This is a genomic window from Streptomyces sp. NPDC021212 (assembly GCF_044332925.1).
Lineage (GTDB): Bacteria > Actinomycetota > Actinomycetes > Streptomycetales > Streptomycetaceae > Streptomyces.
In genome coordinates this window covers 434,133-449,387 of record NZ_JBIRPZ010000007.1, presented here as the reverse complement: position 1 = coordinate 449,387, position 15,255 = coordinate 434,133, and the positions used below count along the sequence as shown (strand labels likewise).

At 72.8% G+C, this 15,255-nt stretch carries 12 protein-coding genes; 9 read left to right on the top strand and 3 right to left on the bottom strand.

Annotated features, from left to right (window positions below):
- The first annotated feature begins 6 nt into the window (after nucleotides 1-6).
- The 3 genes from ACH4SI_RS21465 (at nucleotide 7) to ACH4SI_RS21455 (ending at nucleotide 2,514) form a co-directional block, all read left to right on the top strand.
- The gene (locus ACH4SI_RS21465) at nucleotides 7-897 is read left to right on the top strand and encodes an ADP-ribosylglycohydrolase family protein (protein WP_398297862.1); all 891 of its coding nucleotides are present in this window, start codon (nucleotides 7-9) and stop codon (nucleotides 895-897) included.
- Between the two features lie 190 nt (nucleotides 898-1,087).
- Complete coding sequence (locus tag ACH4SI_RS21460) at nucleotides 1,088-1,789, top strand: ribonuclease HII (protein ID WP_398297860.1); 702 nt, start codon at nucleotides 1,088-1,090, stop codon at nucleotides 1,787-1,789.
- Nucleotides 1,790-1,857: 68 nt separating this feature from the next.
- Entirely contained in the window at nucleotides 1,858-2,514 is a 657-nt protein-coding gene (locus ACH4SI_RS21455) for a hypothetical protein (RefSeq protein WP_398297858.1), read from the top strand.
- Between the two features lie 80 nt (nucleotides 2,515-2,594).
- Here ACH4SI_RS21455 and ACH4SI_RS21450 read toward each other — a convergent pair whose 3' ends face one another.
- Both ACH4SI_RS21450 and ACH4SI_RS21445 read right to left on the bottom strand, forming a co-directional pair.
- On the bottom strand, nucleotides 2,595-3,215 hold the full coding sequence (locus ACH4SI_RS21450) for a hypothetical protein (protein WP_398297856.1): 621 nt from the start codon (nucleotides 3,213-3,215) through the stop codon (nucleotides 2,595-2,597).
- A gap of 218 nt (nucleotides 3,216-3,433) precedes the next feature.
- A complete protein-coding gene (locus ACH4SI_RS21445) occupies nucleotides 3,434-5,623 on the bottom strand; it encodes a DEAD/DEAH box helicase (protein WP_398297854.1) in 2,190 nt (729 codons plus the stop codon).
- A gap of 110 nt (nucleotides 5,624-5,733) precedes the next feature.
- Here ACH4SI_RS21445 and ACH4SI_RS21440 point away from each other — a divergent pair, with 110 nt between their 5' ends.
- The 6 genes from ACH4SI_RS21440 to ACH4SI_RS21415 all read left to right on the top strand — a co-directional run bounded on the left by ACH4SI_RS21440 (nucleotide 5,734) and on the right by ACH4SI_RS21415 (nucleotide 14,366).
- Nucleotides 5,734-7,137 (top strand): DUF4192 domain-containing protein, encoded by a 1,404-nt coding sequence (locus ACH4SI_RS21440; RefSeq protein ID WP_398297852.1) that lies wholly within the window; start codon nucleotides 5,734-5,736, stop codon nucleotides 7,135-7,137.
- A 169-nt stretch (nucleotides 7,138-7,306) separates the two neighbouring features.
- Nucleotides 7,307-8,068, top strand: coding sequence for an NUDIX hydrolase (locus ACH4SI_RS21435; RefSeq protein WP_398297850.1), 762 nt, complete (start codon nucleotides 7,307-7,309; stop codon nucleotides 8,066-8,068).
- Between the two features lie 130 nt (nucleotides 8,069-8,198).
- Nucleotides 8,199-10,232 (top strand): ATP-binding cassette domain-containing protein, encoded by a 2,034-nt coding sequence (locus ACH4SI_RS21430; protein ID WP_398297848.1) that lies wholly within the window; start codon nucleotides 8,199-8,201, stop codon nucleotides 10,230-10,232.
- 85 nt (nucleotides 10,233-10,317) lie between these two features.
- Nucleotides 10,318-11,268 (top strand): FadR/GntR family transcriptional regulator, encoded by a 951-nt coding sequence (locus tag ACH4SI_RS21425; RefSeq protein WP_398297846.1) that lies wholly within the window; start codon nucleotides 10,318-10,320, stop codon nucleotides 11,266-11,268.
- 498 nt (nucleotides 11,269-11,766) lie between these two features.
- Nucleotides 11,767-13,335: an RNA polymerase sigma factor gene (locus ACH4SI_RS21420; protein ID WP_398297844.1), complete on the top strand. Its 1,569-nt coding sequence runs from the start codon at nucleotides 11,767-11,769 to the stop codon at nucleotides 13,333-13,335.
- A gap of 200 nt (nucleotides 13,336-13,535) precedes the next feature.
- Nucleotides 13,536-14,366: a S1 family peptidase gene (locus tag ACH4SI_RS21415; protein WP_398297842.1), complete on the top strand. Its 831-nt coding sequence runs from the start codon at nucleotides 13,536-13,538 to the stop codon at nucleotides 14,364-14,366.
- A gap of 225 nt (nucleotides 14,367-14,591) precedes the next feature.
- Here ACH4SI_RS21415 and ACH4SI_RS21410 read toward each other — a convergent pair whose 3' ends face one another.
- A complete protein-coding gene (locus ACH4SI_RS21410) occupies nucleotides 14,592-14,822 on the bottom strand; it encodes a hypothetical protein (RefSeq protein WP_030842698.1) in 231 nt (76 codons plus the stop codon).
- Between the last annotated feature and the right edge of the window lie 433 nt (nucleotides 14,823-15,255).

The window sequence follows — 15,255 nt, the reverse complement described above, 5'->3', positions numbered from 1 at the left end:
CCGGCGATGACCACTGACCGTTACCACCGGGCTCTGGCGAGCCTGCGCGGGCTGTCCGTGGGCGATGCCCTCGGCTCCCAGTTCTTCGTGCCCGCCAACTATCCCTTCCTCAAGCGCCGTGAACTGCCACCCGCCCCCTGGCAGTGGACCGACGACACCGAGATGGGCGCCTCCGTGCTGGCCGTCCTCGCCGACCACGGCCGGATCGACCAGGATGCCCTCGCCCGGTCGTTCGCCGTGCGCCACGACTTCGACCGCGGATACGGCCCCGCCGTGAACCGGATGCTCCGGCTGGTCAGGGAGGGCGGCGACTGGCGCGATCTGGCCGCCGGGCTGTTCCAGGGGCAGGGATCATGGGGTAACGGCGCCGCCATGCGGATCGCTCCGCTGGGCGCCTGGTACGCCGGCGACGTGGAGCAGGCGACACATCAGGCGGAGATCTCCGCGTACACCACCCACCAGCACCGGGAGGCCGTGGCGGGGGCGATGGCGGTGGCCGCCGCGGCAGCCGTGGTGGCCGACCCGGCGGGCCACGGCGGGCCGGAAGCCCTGCTGGACCGGGTGATCGAGGCCGTTCCGCGCAGCGCCGTCCAGGCGGGGCTGCGGCGCGCCCTCGACATGCTGGACTACGCGGACGCCGGTACTGTCGCCGCGGTGCTGGGGTGCGGCCGCCGCACCAGCGCCCACGACACCGTGCCCTTCGCGCTGTGGGCCGCGGCACGGCACCTGGAGTCCTTCGAGGACGCGTTCTGGACGACCGCGCAGGCCGGCGGGGACGTGGACACCACCTGCGCGATCGTCGGCGGAGTGATCGCCTCCGGTTCTCGCGGCGCACCGCCTCGCGGATGGCAGGAGCGGACCGAGCCGCTCCCGGCCTGGATCCCGTCGGCGGACTGACGGACGGCGCCGTGCGTCGTCCCGGATCACGGCCGTGTCGCCGCGCGGTCGAACCGCCCCCGCGCCGTGCCGGGTTGGGTGTGGAGGCCGTCGGAGCCGTCCACGGCCGGGCCCATTCCGGCGGCCCGGGGGCGGAGCGCCTGATCCGGGTACACGGCGGCCGGGTGAGCGGCGTAATGTTGTCCTCGCCATGGCCTACCAACCGCCCACCCACAGTGTCGAGCGCTCGCTCCGCGCCACGACAGGAGCCAAGATCGTCGTCGGTGTCGACGAGGTCGGGCGAGGGGCCTGGGCAGGTCCGGTGACGGTCTGTGCGGCGGTCACCGGTCTGCGGCGTCCGCCGACCGGGCTCACGGACTCCAAGCTGCTGAGCCCCAAGAGGCGCACGGAGCTGGCGCACGAATTGGAGTCGTGGGTCACCGCGCACGCCCTGGGTCACTCCTCGCCCGAGGAGATCGACGACCTGGGGATGACGGCCGCGCTGCGGCTCGCCGCGACCCGGGCTCTCGACGGGCTGCCCGTCCGTCCGGACGCGGTGATCCTCGATGGCAAGCACGACTACCTCGGCGCTCCCTGGAGGGTCCGCACGGTCATCAAGGGCGATCAGTCCTGTGTGGCCGTCGCTGCCGCTTCCGTGATCGCCAAGGTGCGGCGGGACGCGTTGATGGCCGAACTGGGAGGCGCGCACGCGGACTTCCGGTTCGGGGACAACGCCGGATACCCGTCCCCCGTCCACCGCGCCGCCCTGCGGGAACAGGGGCCCACGCCCCATCACCGGCTGTCCTGGGCCTACCTGGACGGGCTGCCCCGCTGGCGGCATCTCAAGCGCGTGCGCAATACACCTGAACCGTCCGAGCCGGAGGTCGGCGGCCAACTCGGCTTCGACTTCTGAGCAGACCGACCGGTCCGAACCACCACCCGCCGGTGCGTCTCGCACCGACGTTTGATAGACATCAGCCCATGCCTCTCATCCCCGAGGAGCCTCAGATTCACGAGAGTGTCCCGGGTCCTCGCGCGACTCCGGCCGCAGGCCGCACCGCGCCGACCCCTCGTCCTGTCCCTGGTCCCGGCCCCCGCCCCGCCCCGCGGCGACCCGGCAGCCCCGGTCCGAACCGTGGTTCCGCCGGGACCTCGTCGGCTCCGTCGCAGCGCGCCACGAGCGATGCGGCGAAGCCCGCGCCGACCGCACCGGCGGCCCCGGCCGCCAAGACCGCCGCCGCCTCGACGGCCGCGCCCCAGATCCAGCTGATCCCCGCCTCGGTGGACGGCGCCCTGGACGCGGCGGACGAGGCGGTCGACCTGCTGCTGGACTCCGGCCGGGCGCCAGGCGACATCCTGGTCCTGACCACGGGGGACCAGCATCCCTGGGCGGCCCACGAGTTGTCCTTCGGCGAGGCGTCCTACTGGGCGCAGCACGACGCCGGTGACGACATCTTCTACGCCGCCGCGGACGCCGACCGCGCCAAGGGCCGCTCGGTCGTGGTCGTCGCCGTCAACGGCGGGGCGGACGATTCCGTGGCCGGTGCACTGCCCCGGGCGATGAGCCGTGCCTCGGCGCTGCTGATCGTCTGCGGTGACCCGCAGCGCATCAACACCCTCATGACCGCGGGCGTCTGATTCCGCACTTCCCGTACGCCCGGTGCCCGGCAGCCCCTGACGCGCGTCGAGGAGCTGTCCGGCGTCCGGCCGGTCGGCGGTCACACGGCCGCTGAGCGGTGCAGCACCTCGCGCGCCCTGCCCAGCGGCCGGGGCAGGGGTGCCGTGTCGCCATCGGGTGCGGAGGCTATCCCCAGTGCGGTCCGGAGCGAAGCGGAGTGCGGCCGTCGGCCGCCCCGCCCCTCGCCCAGGACCTGCCAGCCCTCCCGGGTCAGGGTGATGTACGCACCACAGCGCAGCCCGTGCAGGGTGCAGGCGTCCCGCAGCCCCCACATCCAGGCGCCGTCCTCTTCCGTCCACCGGCTCTCGCCCTCGCGGCAGTAGAGCAGCACGGCGGTGCGGATCGGTGAGCGGCGCCGCAGATCGTGGGGGATCACCCGGCGCAGTTGGCCCAGGAGTGCGTTGCGGAATTCCCATCCGTCGGGTGCGGCGGAGCCATGCTGCCTGAACGACGCGCTCGCCGTGAGGCGTTCCTCCGGATCGAGGACCGCGACGACGGCAGTCGAGGGAGTCGGCAGATGGCGGCTGTGCAGTCCGAGGACGACCTCACGCGGATTGCGCAGCAGTGGAATGCCGGCGGCGGCCCATTCGGAGGGTTCGAGCATCCGTCCCAGCCGGACAGCATGGTCGGCGGACGGTGGCGGAGCGAAGCCGAAGGTCACGGTCCTCCCTTCGTCTGCGCGCCCATGGTCCGTGCGAGGGTCGGGCGCGGGCGCACACCACGACACGGCCCCGTCAGGACCACGAGGGGTCGGCGCGGGGAGCTTCTGACAATTCTTGCGGGAAGCGCTGGCGCGCGGCAATGAGCAGTTGGCACACCTGGCCGGTTTGCGGCTATGTGCCTCCTAAATTCCTCACCCCCTCCGGGCCACCGCCGTGCTCAGCCCTGCACGGCGAGGACCAGCGGAAACACCTCGGCCGCACCGGCCCGGCGGAGCAGCCGGGCCGCGACGGCCAACGTCCAGCCCGTGTCCGCCAGGTCATCGACGAGCAGCACCGGGCCACCGGCCTCGGCCAGGGCCGCCGCCAGCGCGGGCGGCACGGTCAGCGCCCCGTGCAGCGCCCGCAGCCGCTGCGCGCTGTTGGTGCGCGGCACGCGGGTGTCCACCCCGGTGTCGTGGTAGGAGACGGTGCCCAGCAGGGGCATCCGGCCGACGGCGGCGATCCGCTCGCCGAGGCTCTGGATGAGCCGGGGCCGGGTGTGCGAGGCGATCGTGACCACACCCACCGGGCGGGCCGGTGCCTCCGGGGCGCCCGAAGCCCATCCTCCGGGGCCCTTGGCCCAGTCCGCGAGCACGGTCACCACCGCGCTCGCCACATCGTCGGGCACCGGGGTGTCCGGAGCCTGCGGGGCGAGCAGGGGACGCAGCCGGTTTCCCCATCCGATGTCGGACAGACGGCCGAGCGCCCGGCCGGCCGCGGCCTGCTCGCCCGCGGGAATACGTCCCTTGAGGTCGACACCGACGGCGGGCAGCCCGGTCGGCCACATGCGGCGCGGCTCCACCTCCACGCCGGGTCGGCCCAGCTCGCCACGCGCCGCGTCGAGGGAGGCGTCGGACACCTCGGTGGTGAACCGGGCCCCCGCGCAGTTGTCACAGCGGCCGCACGGGGCCGCCTTCTCGTCGTCCAACTGCTGCCGCAGAAACTCCATCCGGCACTCGCCCGTCGAGGCGTAGTCGCGCATCGCCTGCTGCTCCGCCTCGCGCTGCCGCGCCACCCACGCATACCGCTCGGCGTCGTAGGTCCAGGGCCGGCCCGTGGCGGTCCAGCCGCCGCGCACCCGCCGCACCGCCCCGTCGACGTCGAGCACCTTGAGCATCGTCTCCAGGCGCGAGCGCCGCAGCTCGACCTGCGGCTCCAGCGCGGGCAGGGACACCGGCCGGTCCGCCGCCGCCAGGACGTCCAGGGTGCGGCGCACCTGCTCCTCGGGCGGGAAGGCGAGCGAGGCGAAATAGCGCCAGATCGCCTCGTCCTCGCGGCCCGGCAGCAGCAGCACCTCGGCGTGCTCCACACCACGCCCGGCGCGGCCGACCTGCTGGTAGTAGGCGATGGGGGACGAGGGTGAACCGAGGTGCACCACGAAGCCGAGGTCCGGCTTGTCGAAGCCCATGCCCAGCGCCGAGGTGGCGACCAGCGCCTTGACCCGGTTGGCCAGGAGGTCCTCCTCGGCCTGCTGGCGGTCCGCGTTCTCGGTCTTGCCGGTGTAGGAAGCGACGGTGTGGCCGCGCTGCCGCAGGAACGCGGTCACCTCCTCGGCCGCGGCGACGGTGAGGGTGTAGACGATTCCGGAGCCCGGCAGGTCATGGAGGTGGTCGGCGAGCCAGGCGAGCCGGTGCGCGGCATCCGGCAGCGGCAGCACACCCAGGCTCAGGCTCTCCCGGTCCAGCGGCCCGCGCAGCACCAGCGCCCGCGCGCTCCCCTCGTCGTCGCCCGGCTTCTCCCGCCCGCCCGTGCCCAGCTGCTCGGCCACATCCGCGGTCACCCGGGCGTTGGCCGTCGCCGTCGTGGCCAGCACGGGCACGCCCTGGGGCAGATCGGCCAGCATGGTGCGCAGCCTGCGGTAATCGGGCCGGAAGTCATGGCCCCAGTCGGAGATGCAATGCGCCTCGTCCACGACCAGCAGCCCGGTGGCGGCAGCGAGCCGGGGCAGCACCTGATCGCGGAAATCGGGGTTGTTCAGCCGCTCGGGGCTCACCAGCAGCACATCCACCTCACCCGCGGCCACCTCCGCCTGGATGGTGTCCCACTCCTCGGCGTTCGCGGAGTTGATGGTGCGGGCGTGGATACCGGCCCGCGCCGCGGCCTCGACCTGGTTGCGCATCAGCGCCAGCAGCGGGGAGACGATCACGGTCGGGCCGCTGCCGCGCTCGCGCAGCAGCGCGGTGGCGACGAAGTACACCGCGGACTTGCCCCAGCCGGTGCGCTGCACGACCAGCGCCCGGCGGCGATCGGCGACCAGCGCCTCGATGGCCCGCCATTGGTCCTCCCGCAGCCGCGCGGAACCGGTGGTGTCCCCGACGAGGCGGGCCAGGACGCGGTCGGCCGAGATGCGCAGATTTTCGTCGCTCATGCCCCCATGCAACCCGATCCCCCCGACAACGCGCGAACGGGGCCCGCAGCCTGTGGATAACGTTATCCACAGGGCTGGCGGAGCCGACCGGCCTGAGGGACCGTCGGGTCATGACTCGAGACAACGACACGGCCGGCCTGTCCGGCGAGGAGCAGGTCACCCTCCGCAGCCCCGCCGAGCTGGCCGACGCCTTGCCCTACGTGCTGGGCTTCCACCCCGATGACAGCGTGGTGATGATCGCGTTGCACGGACCGCGCGGCCGGTTCGGCGGCAGACTCCGGCTCGGCATCCCCCGCGTCCGTGAGGAGTGGCCCGAGGTGTCCGATCAGCTCGCCGAGTGCCTGATCGGGGGCAGTGAGCGGCGTGGCGACCGGCCCGACGGGATCGTGCTGTTCCTGTGCCAGGAACCGGCCGAGGGCGAGTCCGGGCGGGACGTGATGGAGCGGCTGCGGCCCCTCGCTCAGCGCCTGCGCACCGCGTGCGGCGGCTTCGAGGTGCCGGTCTTCGAGGCGCTGTGCATTTCCGGCGGCCGGTTCTGGTCCTACGTCTGTCCCGACCGGCGCTGCTGTCCACCGGAAGGGGTGCCGCTCGCCATGCCGGGCACCTCGGTGATGGCCGCGGCGGCGACCTTCGCGGGGGTGCATGTGCGCGGTTCGCTGCGCGAGATGGAGGCCAGGCTCGCGCCGCTCACCGGGGCCCGCGCCGAGGGGCAGGAGCGGGCGCTGGACATGGCCGGGGGCCGACTCGTACCGAAAATCCTGGGAGGTGTGGACTGTGCCGCCGTGCGGGAGGAGACCCTGGGCCTCGCACGCCGGATGATGGACCGCTTGCGTGGCGCGCCGCCGATCGCCGACCCGGGCGCGGCCGATGCCCGGGACGACGGCCTGCTGGACGACGAGGAAACCGCCTCGGTGATCATCGGGTTGCAGGACCGAGTGGCCCGCGACCGGGCAGCCCAGTGGATGGAGGAGCCGGACGCGGAGGCGGCGCTGCGGCTGTGGCGCGCCCTGGCCCGCCGCTGCGCCGGCTCGTACGGGGAACACGCCGCGGCCCCGCTCACCCTGGCCGGCTGGGTCGCCTGGTCGTCCGGGGACGAGCCCTCGGCCCGGGTCGCGCTCGGCCGAGCGCTGCGGGTCGATCCGCACTACCTCTTCGCCAAGCTGCTCCACCAGGCGTGCAACGAGGGGCTCGACCCCGAGCTGTTGCGCCAGTGTCTGCGCCGCGACAGTGCGGACGAGGCGGTGCACGCCGCGGTCCACGAGGAGCTGCGGCGTATCGACGGCACGGCCGTGACGGCCCCCGAGCCCGCCGAGACGGCCCCCGAGCCCGCGGAGGCGGAGCCCGCGGCGGACGGCGGAGGGCATCCGGAGCGGACCGGGCGGCGATGGCCCGTTCGCACCACCGGACCGGGCGGCCCCAGTGGACCGGGCGCGTCCGGTGCCAGGCGGCGGCCGGAGGGCAGGGCCCGGACCCGGCGCAGGACGGGCGGGCGCGGCACCCGCAGCCGCCGCTGACCACGGGCGGCGCCGGACGGACCGTCAGGAACGCCCTCGGGCGTGATCGCCCCATGCGGAAGGAGGTACGAGCGCCGAACGGGAAAACGCCTGGGAGAGCGCTTTCGGCAACATTGCCGATCATGCTCAAGGGCCTGATTATCGTCAGGCAGACGACTATGATCGTCTCATGCCCTACGACCCATCGGCCTTCCCGGCTTTCGCCGTCACCGTGGATCTGGTCGTGCTCACCGTGCGGCGGCACGCACTGTGTGCGTTGGCCGTCCGCCGCGGCGAGCCGCCCTTCAAGGGGCGATGGGCGCTGCCCGGCGGTTTCGTGCGCGCCGACGAGGACCTGTCCGCCGCCGCGGCCAGGGAGCTGGCCGAGGAGACCGGGCTGCACGCCCATGACCCGGCGCTTCCGGTCCCGCCGAACGCCGCGCACCTCGAACAGCTCGCCACCTACGGCGACCCGAAGCGGGACCCCAGGATGCGGGTGGTCAGCGTCGCGCATCTGGCGCTGGCACCCGACCTGCCCGCCCCCCGGCCCGGAGGCGACGCCCACAGTGTCCGCTGGGCCCCGGTCGAGTCGCTGCTCGACCAGGAGGGAGCCTTCGGTCGGGACGCGGACCTGGCCGCCCCGCTCGCCTTCGATCACGCCCGCATCCTCGCGGACGGCGTCGAGCGCGCCCGCTCCAAGATCGAGTACTCCTCGTTGGCCACCGCCTTCTGCCCTCAGGAGTTCACGGTCGGCGAGCTGCGCCGGGTGTACGAGGCGGTGTGGGGTGTGGCCCTGGATCCGCGCAACTTCCACCGCAAGGTCACCGGAACGCCAGGATTCCTGGTGCCCACCGGGGGCACGACGACCCGTCAGGGCGGGCGGCCCGCCCAGCTGTTCCGGGCCGGGGGTGCCACGTTGCTCAATCCGCCCATGCTTCGTCCCGAGGTGTGACGGCCCGTGACACGACGACTCATCGGGGGGTGTATGTGCCGACGAAATAGGACATAGCGGGTTACCGTGCTCCGGTACGTCACCAGTCCCCACGTGCCACCGAGCGGTTCCATGCCCCGCGGGAGAAGCCATGATCCAGGCCACCGGACTGACCAGCGCCCGCCGCCGCAACCACGCGCCCGCCATCGACGATCTCACCTTCGAGGCCCCGCCGGGGCGTGTCACCGCCCTGCTCGGTGGTCCCGGCGCCGGGAAGACCAGTGCGTTGCGGCTGCTGCTGCAGCTCGACCGGGGCCATGGCTCCGCGTTCTTCCGGGGCCGCCCCCTGCACCGCATCCGGCGCCCGGCCCGTGAGATCGGCGTTCTCCTCGACGATGTCCCGGGGCATCCGGGTCGCACCGTGCGCGGTCATCTGAGAATGCTCGGTGCCGCCGCCGGGGTGCCCGCTGCCCGCGCCGATGTCGTCCTCGACGTCGTCGGTCTCACCGATCTGGCGGACGAGCGCCTCGGCGGTCTGACCCTCGGGATGGAGCGCCGTCTCGGTATCGCCACCGCGCTGCTCGGAGATCCGCACACCCTCGTGCTGGACGAGCCGGCGCGGGGCCTGTCGGTCCGTGAGACCGACTGGCTCAACGGGCTGCTGTGCGGATTCGCCGACCAGGGCGGCGCCGTGCTGATCACCACCGAGGACGCCGAGGGGGTCGCCCGCGTCGCGGACCGCATCCTCACGTTGGAGGCGGGCCGACTGGTGGCGGATCAGACGGTCGACGAGTTCTGCCGCACCCGGCTGCGCCCCCGTGTCGTCGTCCGCTCACCGCTCGCCGGCCGGCTGGCCGCCGTCCTGGAGGAGGAGGCGCACGCCGCCCGGGAGGCGGCGGAGGCCGAGCGGCGGGCGGAGCGTGCGGCGGCGGCCGAAGCGGCGGCGCACGCCCGGGCGGACGAGGCCGAGGAGGAAGGCAAAGCCGGGGTCAAGGTCAAGGCCAAGGCCAGGCTCGGCGGCCTGGGCCGCACCAAGGACAAGGCGGATGAGGGCGACGGCTCGTCCACGGGGGTGAGTGCTCCCGGGGCGGACGCCGAGCCCGCCACCGCTCTTGTACCTGTCCCGGCGCCCGGCGTCGAGGCGCCCGCGAGCGGTGTGGTGGCCGAGAGGGGGCCCGAGGCCGAGGAGGAGGCGGTCGCCGACCCGTTCTCGGTGGTGCGGGACGACGAGACCCGCATCTCCGTCTACGGCCTCCCCAGCGCCTCCGTCGGCGAGGCCGCCTACCGCCACGGCATCGTGGTGCACCGGCTGGTCGAGGAGGCCGCCGACCTGGGGCCCGCGACCCCCGCCGGAGTCCACGCCCGCGACCCCGAGGCCTCGCCGCCCCGGGTGCTCCACAGGCTCCGGCTCCCCGGCCCGGCCTGGCCGATGCGATACGAACTGCGCCGCGCCACCGGGGTGCGGACCGGCTGGCTGATCGGCGCCGCGGCGCTCGCCCTCTCGCTCCTCGCCTCCGTTCTGCTGGCCCGCGAGGGCGGCGCCGGGGAGCTGCACCGGCTCACCGGCTGGCCCGCCGACCTTCCGCTGCCGCCCATCGCGATCGCCGCCGGGCTGCTGGGCGCCCTCGCCTTCGGCGACGAGTTCCGCTATCCGGCACTGGCCCCCGCGCGGGACGCCGTACCGCAACAGGTCGGCCTGCTGGTCGCCAAGTTCGTCGTCTGCGCGGTCGGCGCCACGCTGCTGTCGCTCGGCGCCATCGTCCTCGACAGCGCGGCGCTCCTGCTGCTCGTCGGTGGGAACGCGGTGCCGCTTCCGAGCGACTGGCCGGTGCTGATGGCGAGCGTTTTCGGCCTCACCGTCGGCTGCTCCTGGGCCGGACTGCTCGCCGCGGGCGTCTTCCGGTCCACCGCGCTCGGGCTGGCCACGCTCCTCGCGGTGCCGCTCCTGGCGGTTCCCGTGGTCCGGCGCGCGATGGAAGAGCCGTCGCTGCACCTGTTCGTCGGGCTGCCGCACCGGCTGCGCGCCGTGGCCCTGGACCGCCCGCCGTCCATGCTCAACCGGGGAGTGGCGGCCGCGCTGCGACTCGCGGGCCAGCCCGTGGGGCAGGCCCTGATGCTGTCGGTGGCGGTGCTGCTGTTCGCCTACGCCCTCACCGGGCTGCGCGGCAGAAGGGCTCGCCAGTAGACGGCCCGGCCGCGCACCGGTGAAGGGTGCTGCTTTCTGTCCGAATCAGCGTCAATTGTGAGGTAATGGGCGATCACCCTTTCGTGTGCTTTTCACCAAAGACCTCAAGGGGCTCCGGAGCGTCGCCGACAAAGGATGCGTGAGTACCCTTGCGCACACCACCATGACCGCGGCTCGTCCCGCCGACTCCGGCCTCGCCGGCTCGGGCGAGCTTGACCGCTACTCCTACGCCGACGCCCCCGGCGCCGACCGCGGCAGCGCCCCCTCTTGGGACGGCGCGGACGCGGAGATCGGCCGGGTGGGCCGCCGCGCGGCCGGCAACCGGGGCCGCGGGCTGCACGGCCAACTCGTTCAGCAGCTCGGCCAGATGATCGTTTCCGGCGACCTGGGCGCCGATCGCCCGCTGGTCCCGGAGGAGATCGGCCAGCGCTTCGAGGTCTCCCGCACCGTCGTCCGGGAATCGCTGCGCGTCCTCGAGGCCAAGGGCCTGGTCAGCGCCCGCCCCAACGTAGGCACCCGGGTCCGCCCGGTCAGCGACTGGAACCTGCTGGATCCGGACATCATCGAGTGGCGCGCCTTCGGGCCGCAGCGTGACGACCAGCGCCGCGAGCTGTGCGAGCTGCGCTGGACGATCGAGCCCCTGGCGGCGCGCCTCGCCGCGGGCCACGGCCGTGAGGACGTGCAGCAGCGGCTGGCCGACATGGCCGAGATCATGGGGCACTCGCTGACCCAGGGCGACACCCTCACCTTCTCCCGCGCCGATGCCGAGTTCCACGCCCTCCTGCTCCAGGTCGGGGGCAACCGGATGCTGGAGCACCTGGCGGGCATCGTCGCCGCCGCCCTCCATGTCTCCGGGGCGCCGGCCAGCGGCTGTGACCGGCTCACCGAGGCGAGCGTCGGCCACCACCGCCGGATCGTCGAGGCGGTCGGTTCGGGAGACGCCGCGGCGGCCGAGGGCGCGATGCGCCAACTCCTGGCCGTCCACCCGGATCTCGATCATGCCGAGGTCGGGGTGCCCGCGCCGCGCGAGCACTGACCCCCGGCGTGGACGGCGCCCGGGGTGTACGGCGTATGGCAAGCCTCGGGCGGCGGGCCACCGGCAGTGCGCGGCGTACGGAGTGGCGTCGCCGGATCCCGCCCGCGGGTTCGGCGGCGCGGCGCGAACCGCGACAGCGCGGCGGATTGCGACAGCGGCGCGGGGCGTCAGGCACGGGACGTGACATGAGACGCAGTCCGGGCGGATCGGGAGGGCCGCTCGGGAGTCGGTGCGTGATCGACTCGGAGTTATCTGTCCCGTTGTGCGGGTATGAGGACCGGTATGTGGTGTGACTCGGGCCACGACGATTGGGCGTAACGCTCTTTGGGGCAGCGCGATGATTAAAGAGGTGGCAGCCGCGGAGGGAATACAGATGTCGCTCGCGACGCTGTACTCCTCCGCACTCCGCCCGCGCGCCGTCGGTTCATCCCTGCCGGCGGTCGTCGGCTCCGGTCCACAGCGGACGGGGCCGGAAGCCGTTTCCAACGTTCCGAGAGGTTGTTCGTGTCGGCCAGCACATCCCGTACGCTCCCGCCGGAGATCGCCGAATCCGAGTCTGTCATGGCGCTCATCGAGCGGGGAAAGGCTGAGGGGCAGATCGCCGGCGATGACGTGCGTCGGGCCTTCGAGGCTGACCAGATTCCGCCAACCCAGTGGAAGAACGTTCTGCGCAGCCTCAACCAGATCCTCGACGAGGAGGGTGTGACGCTGATGGTCAGTGCCGCAGAGGCGCCCAAGCGCACCCGCAAGAGCGTCGCAGCGAAGAGCCCGGCGAAGCGCACCGCCACCAAGACCGTCGCGGCCAAGACGGTCGCCGCCAAGAAGGCCCCCGCCGCTCCGGCCGCTCCCGCGACAGCCGCGGGCGGCCCGGCCGAGGAGGCGTCGGCGGCACCCGCGAAGAAGGCCGCCGCCAAGAAGACCACCGCCAAGAAGGCGGCGGCGAAGAAGGCCGCCCCCGCGAAGAAGGCGGTCGCGAAGAAGACCGCCGCCAAGAAGGACGTCACCGACGAGATCCTCGAGGCCGAGGACGTCATCGAGGAGGTGCCGGCGGGCAAGCCGGCCCCCGAGGGTGCCGAGCCCGAGCCGGAGAACGCGGGCTTCGTGCTCTCCGACGACGACGAGGACGACGCCCCGGCGCAGCAGGTCGCCGCGGCAGGTGCCACCGCCGACCCGGTCAAGGACTACCTGAAGCAGATCGGCAAGGTCCCGCTGCTCAATGCCGAGCAGGAGGTCGAGCTCGCGAAGCGGATCGAGGCCGGTCTGTTCGCCGAGGACAAGCTCGCCAACTCCGACAAGCTCGCCCCCAAGCTCAAGCGTGAGCTGGAGATCATCGCCGAGGACGGCCGGCGCGCCAAGAATCACCTTCTGGAGGCCAACCTCCGTCTGGTGGTCTCCCTGGCCAAGCGTTACACGGGCCGCGGCATGCTCTTCCTGGACCTGATCCAGGAGGGCAACCTCGGTCTGATCCGCGCCGTCGAGAAGTTCGACTACACCAAGGGCTACAAGTTCTCGACGTACGCCACCTGGTGGATCCGCCAGGCGATCACGCGTGCCATGGCCGACCAGGCCCGCACCATCCGTATCCCGGTGCACATGGTCGAGGTCATCAACAAGCTCGCGCGCGTGCAGCGCCAGATGCTCCAGGACCTGGGCCGCGAGCCCACCCCGGAGGAGCTGGCCAAGGAGCTGGACATGACCCCCGAGAAGGTCATCGAGGTCCAGAAGTACGGCCGTGAGCCGATCTCCCTGCACACCCCGCTGGGTGAGGACGGCGACAGCGAGTTCGGTGACCTCATCGAGGACTCCGAGGCCGTCGTCCCGGCCGACGCCGTGAGCTTCACCCTGCTCCAGGAGCAGCTGCACTCGGTGCTCGACACGCTCAGCGAGCGCGAGGCGGGCGTGGTGTCCATGCGCTTCGGCCTCACCGACGGTCAGCCGAAGACGCTCGACGAGATCGGCAAGGTCTATGGCGTGACGCGTGAGCGCATCCGCCAGATCGAGTCCAAGACCATGTCGAAGCTGCGCCACCCGTCCCGCTCCCAGGTCCTCCGCGACTACCTGGACTGACGGGACCGGGCGGCCGCCGCACCGCACAGCGCCATACGAAGGCCGGGCCTCCTCGGAGGGCCCGGCCTTCGCGCTCTCCGAGGGCGCTCCACCCGGATGGCCGAGGTCGGCCCGCCCCGGTTGGCCCTCTTCGGGATGCGGACCGTGCCGAGTGGGGTGACGCTGGGTGGGCGACTCACTTCGTACGGTCAGGAGGCTGCATGCGTAGGTCGCTGCCCTCGTTCCCCGCCCGCCTCGTCATGCTGCTCGCCGCCGCGCTCGCGCTGCTGCTGATCGCGCCCGCCCCGGCGACGGCCGACCGTGCCGTGGTGGGCGGGCATCGGGTCCGTACGGCCGAGGCGCCCTGGGTGGTCGCGCTGGCCAGTCGTGAGCTGTTCGGCGCGAAGCGCTCGGGGCAGTACTGCGGGGGTGTGGCGGTGGCCCCCACGCAGGTCATCACGGCGGCGCACTGCCTGAGCCGGGCGGTGCTGGGCAGGAAGTGGCAGGAGGTGCGGGACCTGCGGGTGATCGTCGGCCGCAATGATCTGCAGGGGGCCCGCGGGGTGGAGATGGCGCCGGCGAAGGTGTGGGTCAATCCGGCGTACCAGGCCGACGACCGGGCCGGGGACATCGCCGTACTCACCCTGGGGCGGCCGCTGCCGCCCGCCTACGTCATCCGCATGGCGCGGGCCGGGGACCCGGCGTACCGGGCCGGGGGGCGGGCCATGGTGTACGGCTGGGGCGACACGGACGGGGACGGCAGCTATGCGCTGACGCTGCGGGCCACGGCGGTACGTCTCCTGCCCGACGCGACATGCCGGAAGGCCTACCCCGGTAACGCGGAGGGCGATTATCAGCCCGCTTCGATGGTCTGTGCCGGGGTCACGGGCGGCGGCCGGGACGCCTGTCAGGGGGACAGCGGAGGTCCGCTGGTCGCCGAGGGGCGGCTGGTGGGCCTGGTGTCCTGGGGGAGTGGCTGCGCGGTGGCCGGGCGGCCGGGCGTCTACACGCGGGTCTCGGCGGTGGCGCCGCTGGTGGCGGCGTATGGCTGAGACGGCCGAGCGGAAGCCTCGGGTTCGCGAAGGTGCCCGCCCGGAGGCACCGGAGGCACCGGAGGCCCGGCAGGCCCGGGAGGGGCGCCTGGTCTCCTGGGGGCAGGCAGGTGAACGGGGGCACGGCGCGCCGCGACACGAGCGCGGGCGGCCCTCCCCTGGCTGGGGCGGGCCGCCCGACGTCCGGCCCTTGGCCGGTTTCGCTCGTCGTCGTGGCGCGAGGCGTCAGCGTTCGTCGTCCGACGCAGACGCCGGAGCGGCGGTCAACCGCTCGGTCTCGTCCTGTATTTCCGCGGCGATCTTCTTGAGTTCCGGCTCGAACTTGCGCCCGTGGTGGGCGCAGAAGAGCAGTTCACCGCCGCTGATCAGGACGACACGCAGGTATGCCTGGGCGCCGCAGCGGTCGCAGCGGTCAGCGGCCGTCAGCGGGCTCGCAGGGGTCAGAACAGTAGTCACGTCGCCTCTTCTCTAGCTCGACGAGCTGTCGTACCAGGGTCAACATCCAACCAGCCCGATATCGTTCCCGCTCGTGGCTTTTTCTCAAAAATTGCTTCTGAGTGGGCCGGATGGTGACGGTTGGCGGCGAATGAGCCGTATTGCGTTGGTTTACGGATTCACGTCGCTTGTCGGATTTTGTCCTCCCGGCCGGGTTGCCGGTTGTTCATGAGGACGTGCCCGGAGCCTAAATGGTTCATGCCTCCAAGGGAACGTGATGTGTGCTTCACGCCAAACGGGCTATCGAACGTACGAGCGAAAACGGGTCGGCCTGGACTAGGATGGACGATTCACGGGTGGCGGCACGAAGGCTCTATCAGGCCTCGGTACGCTCTGACGGGCGACCCGTGCCACCATCGTGCCCACAGTCGGGCCAACAGAAATTCAGCGAGGA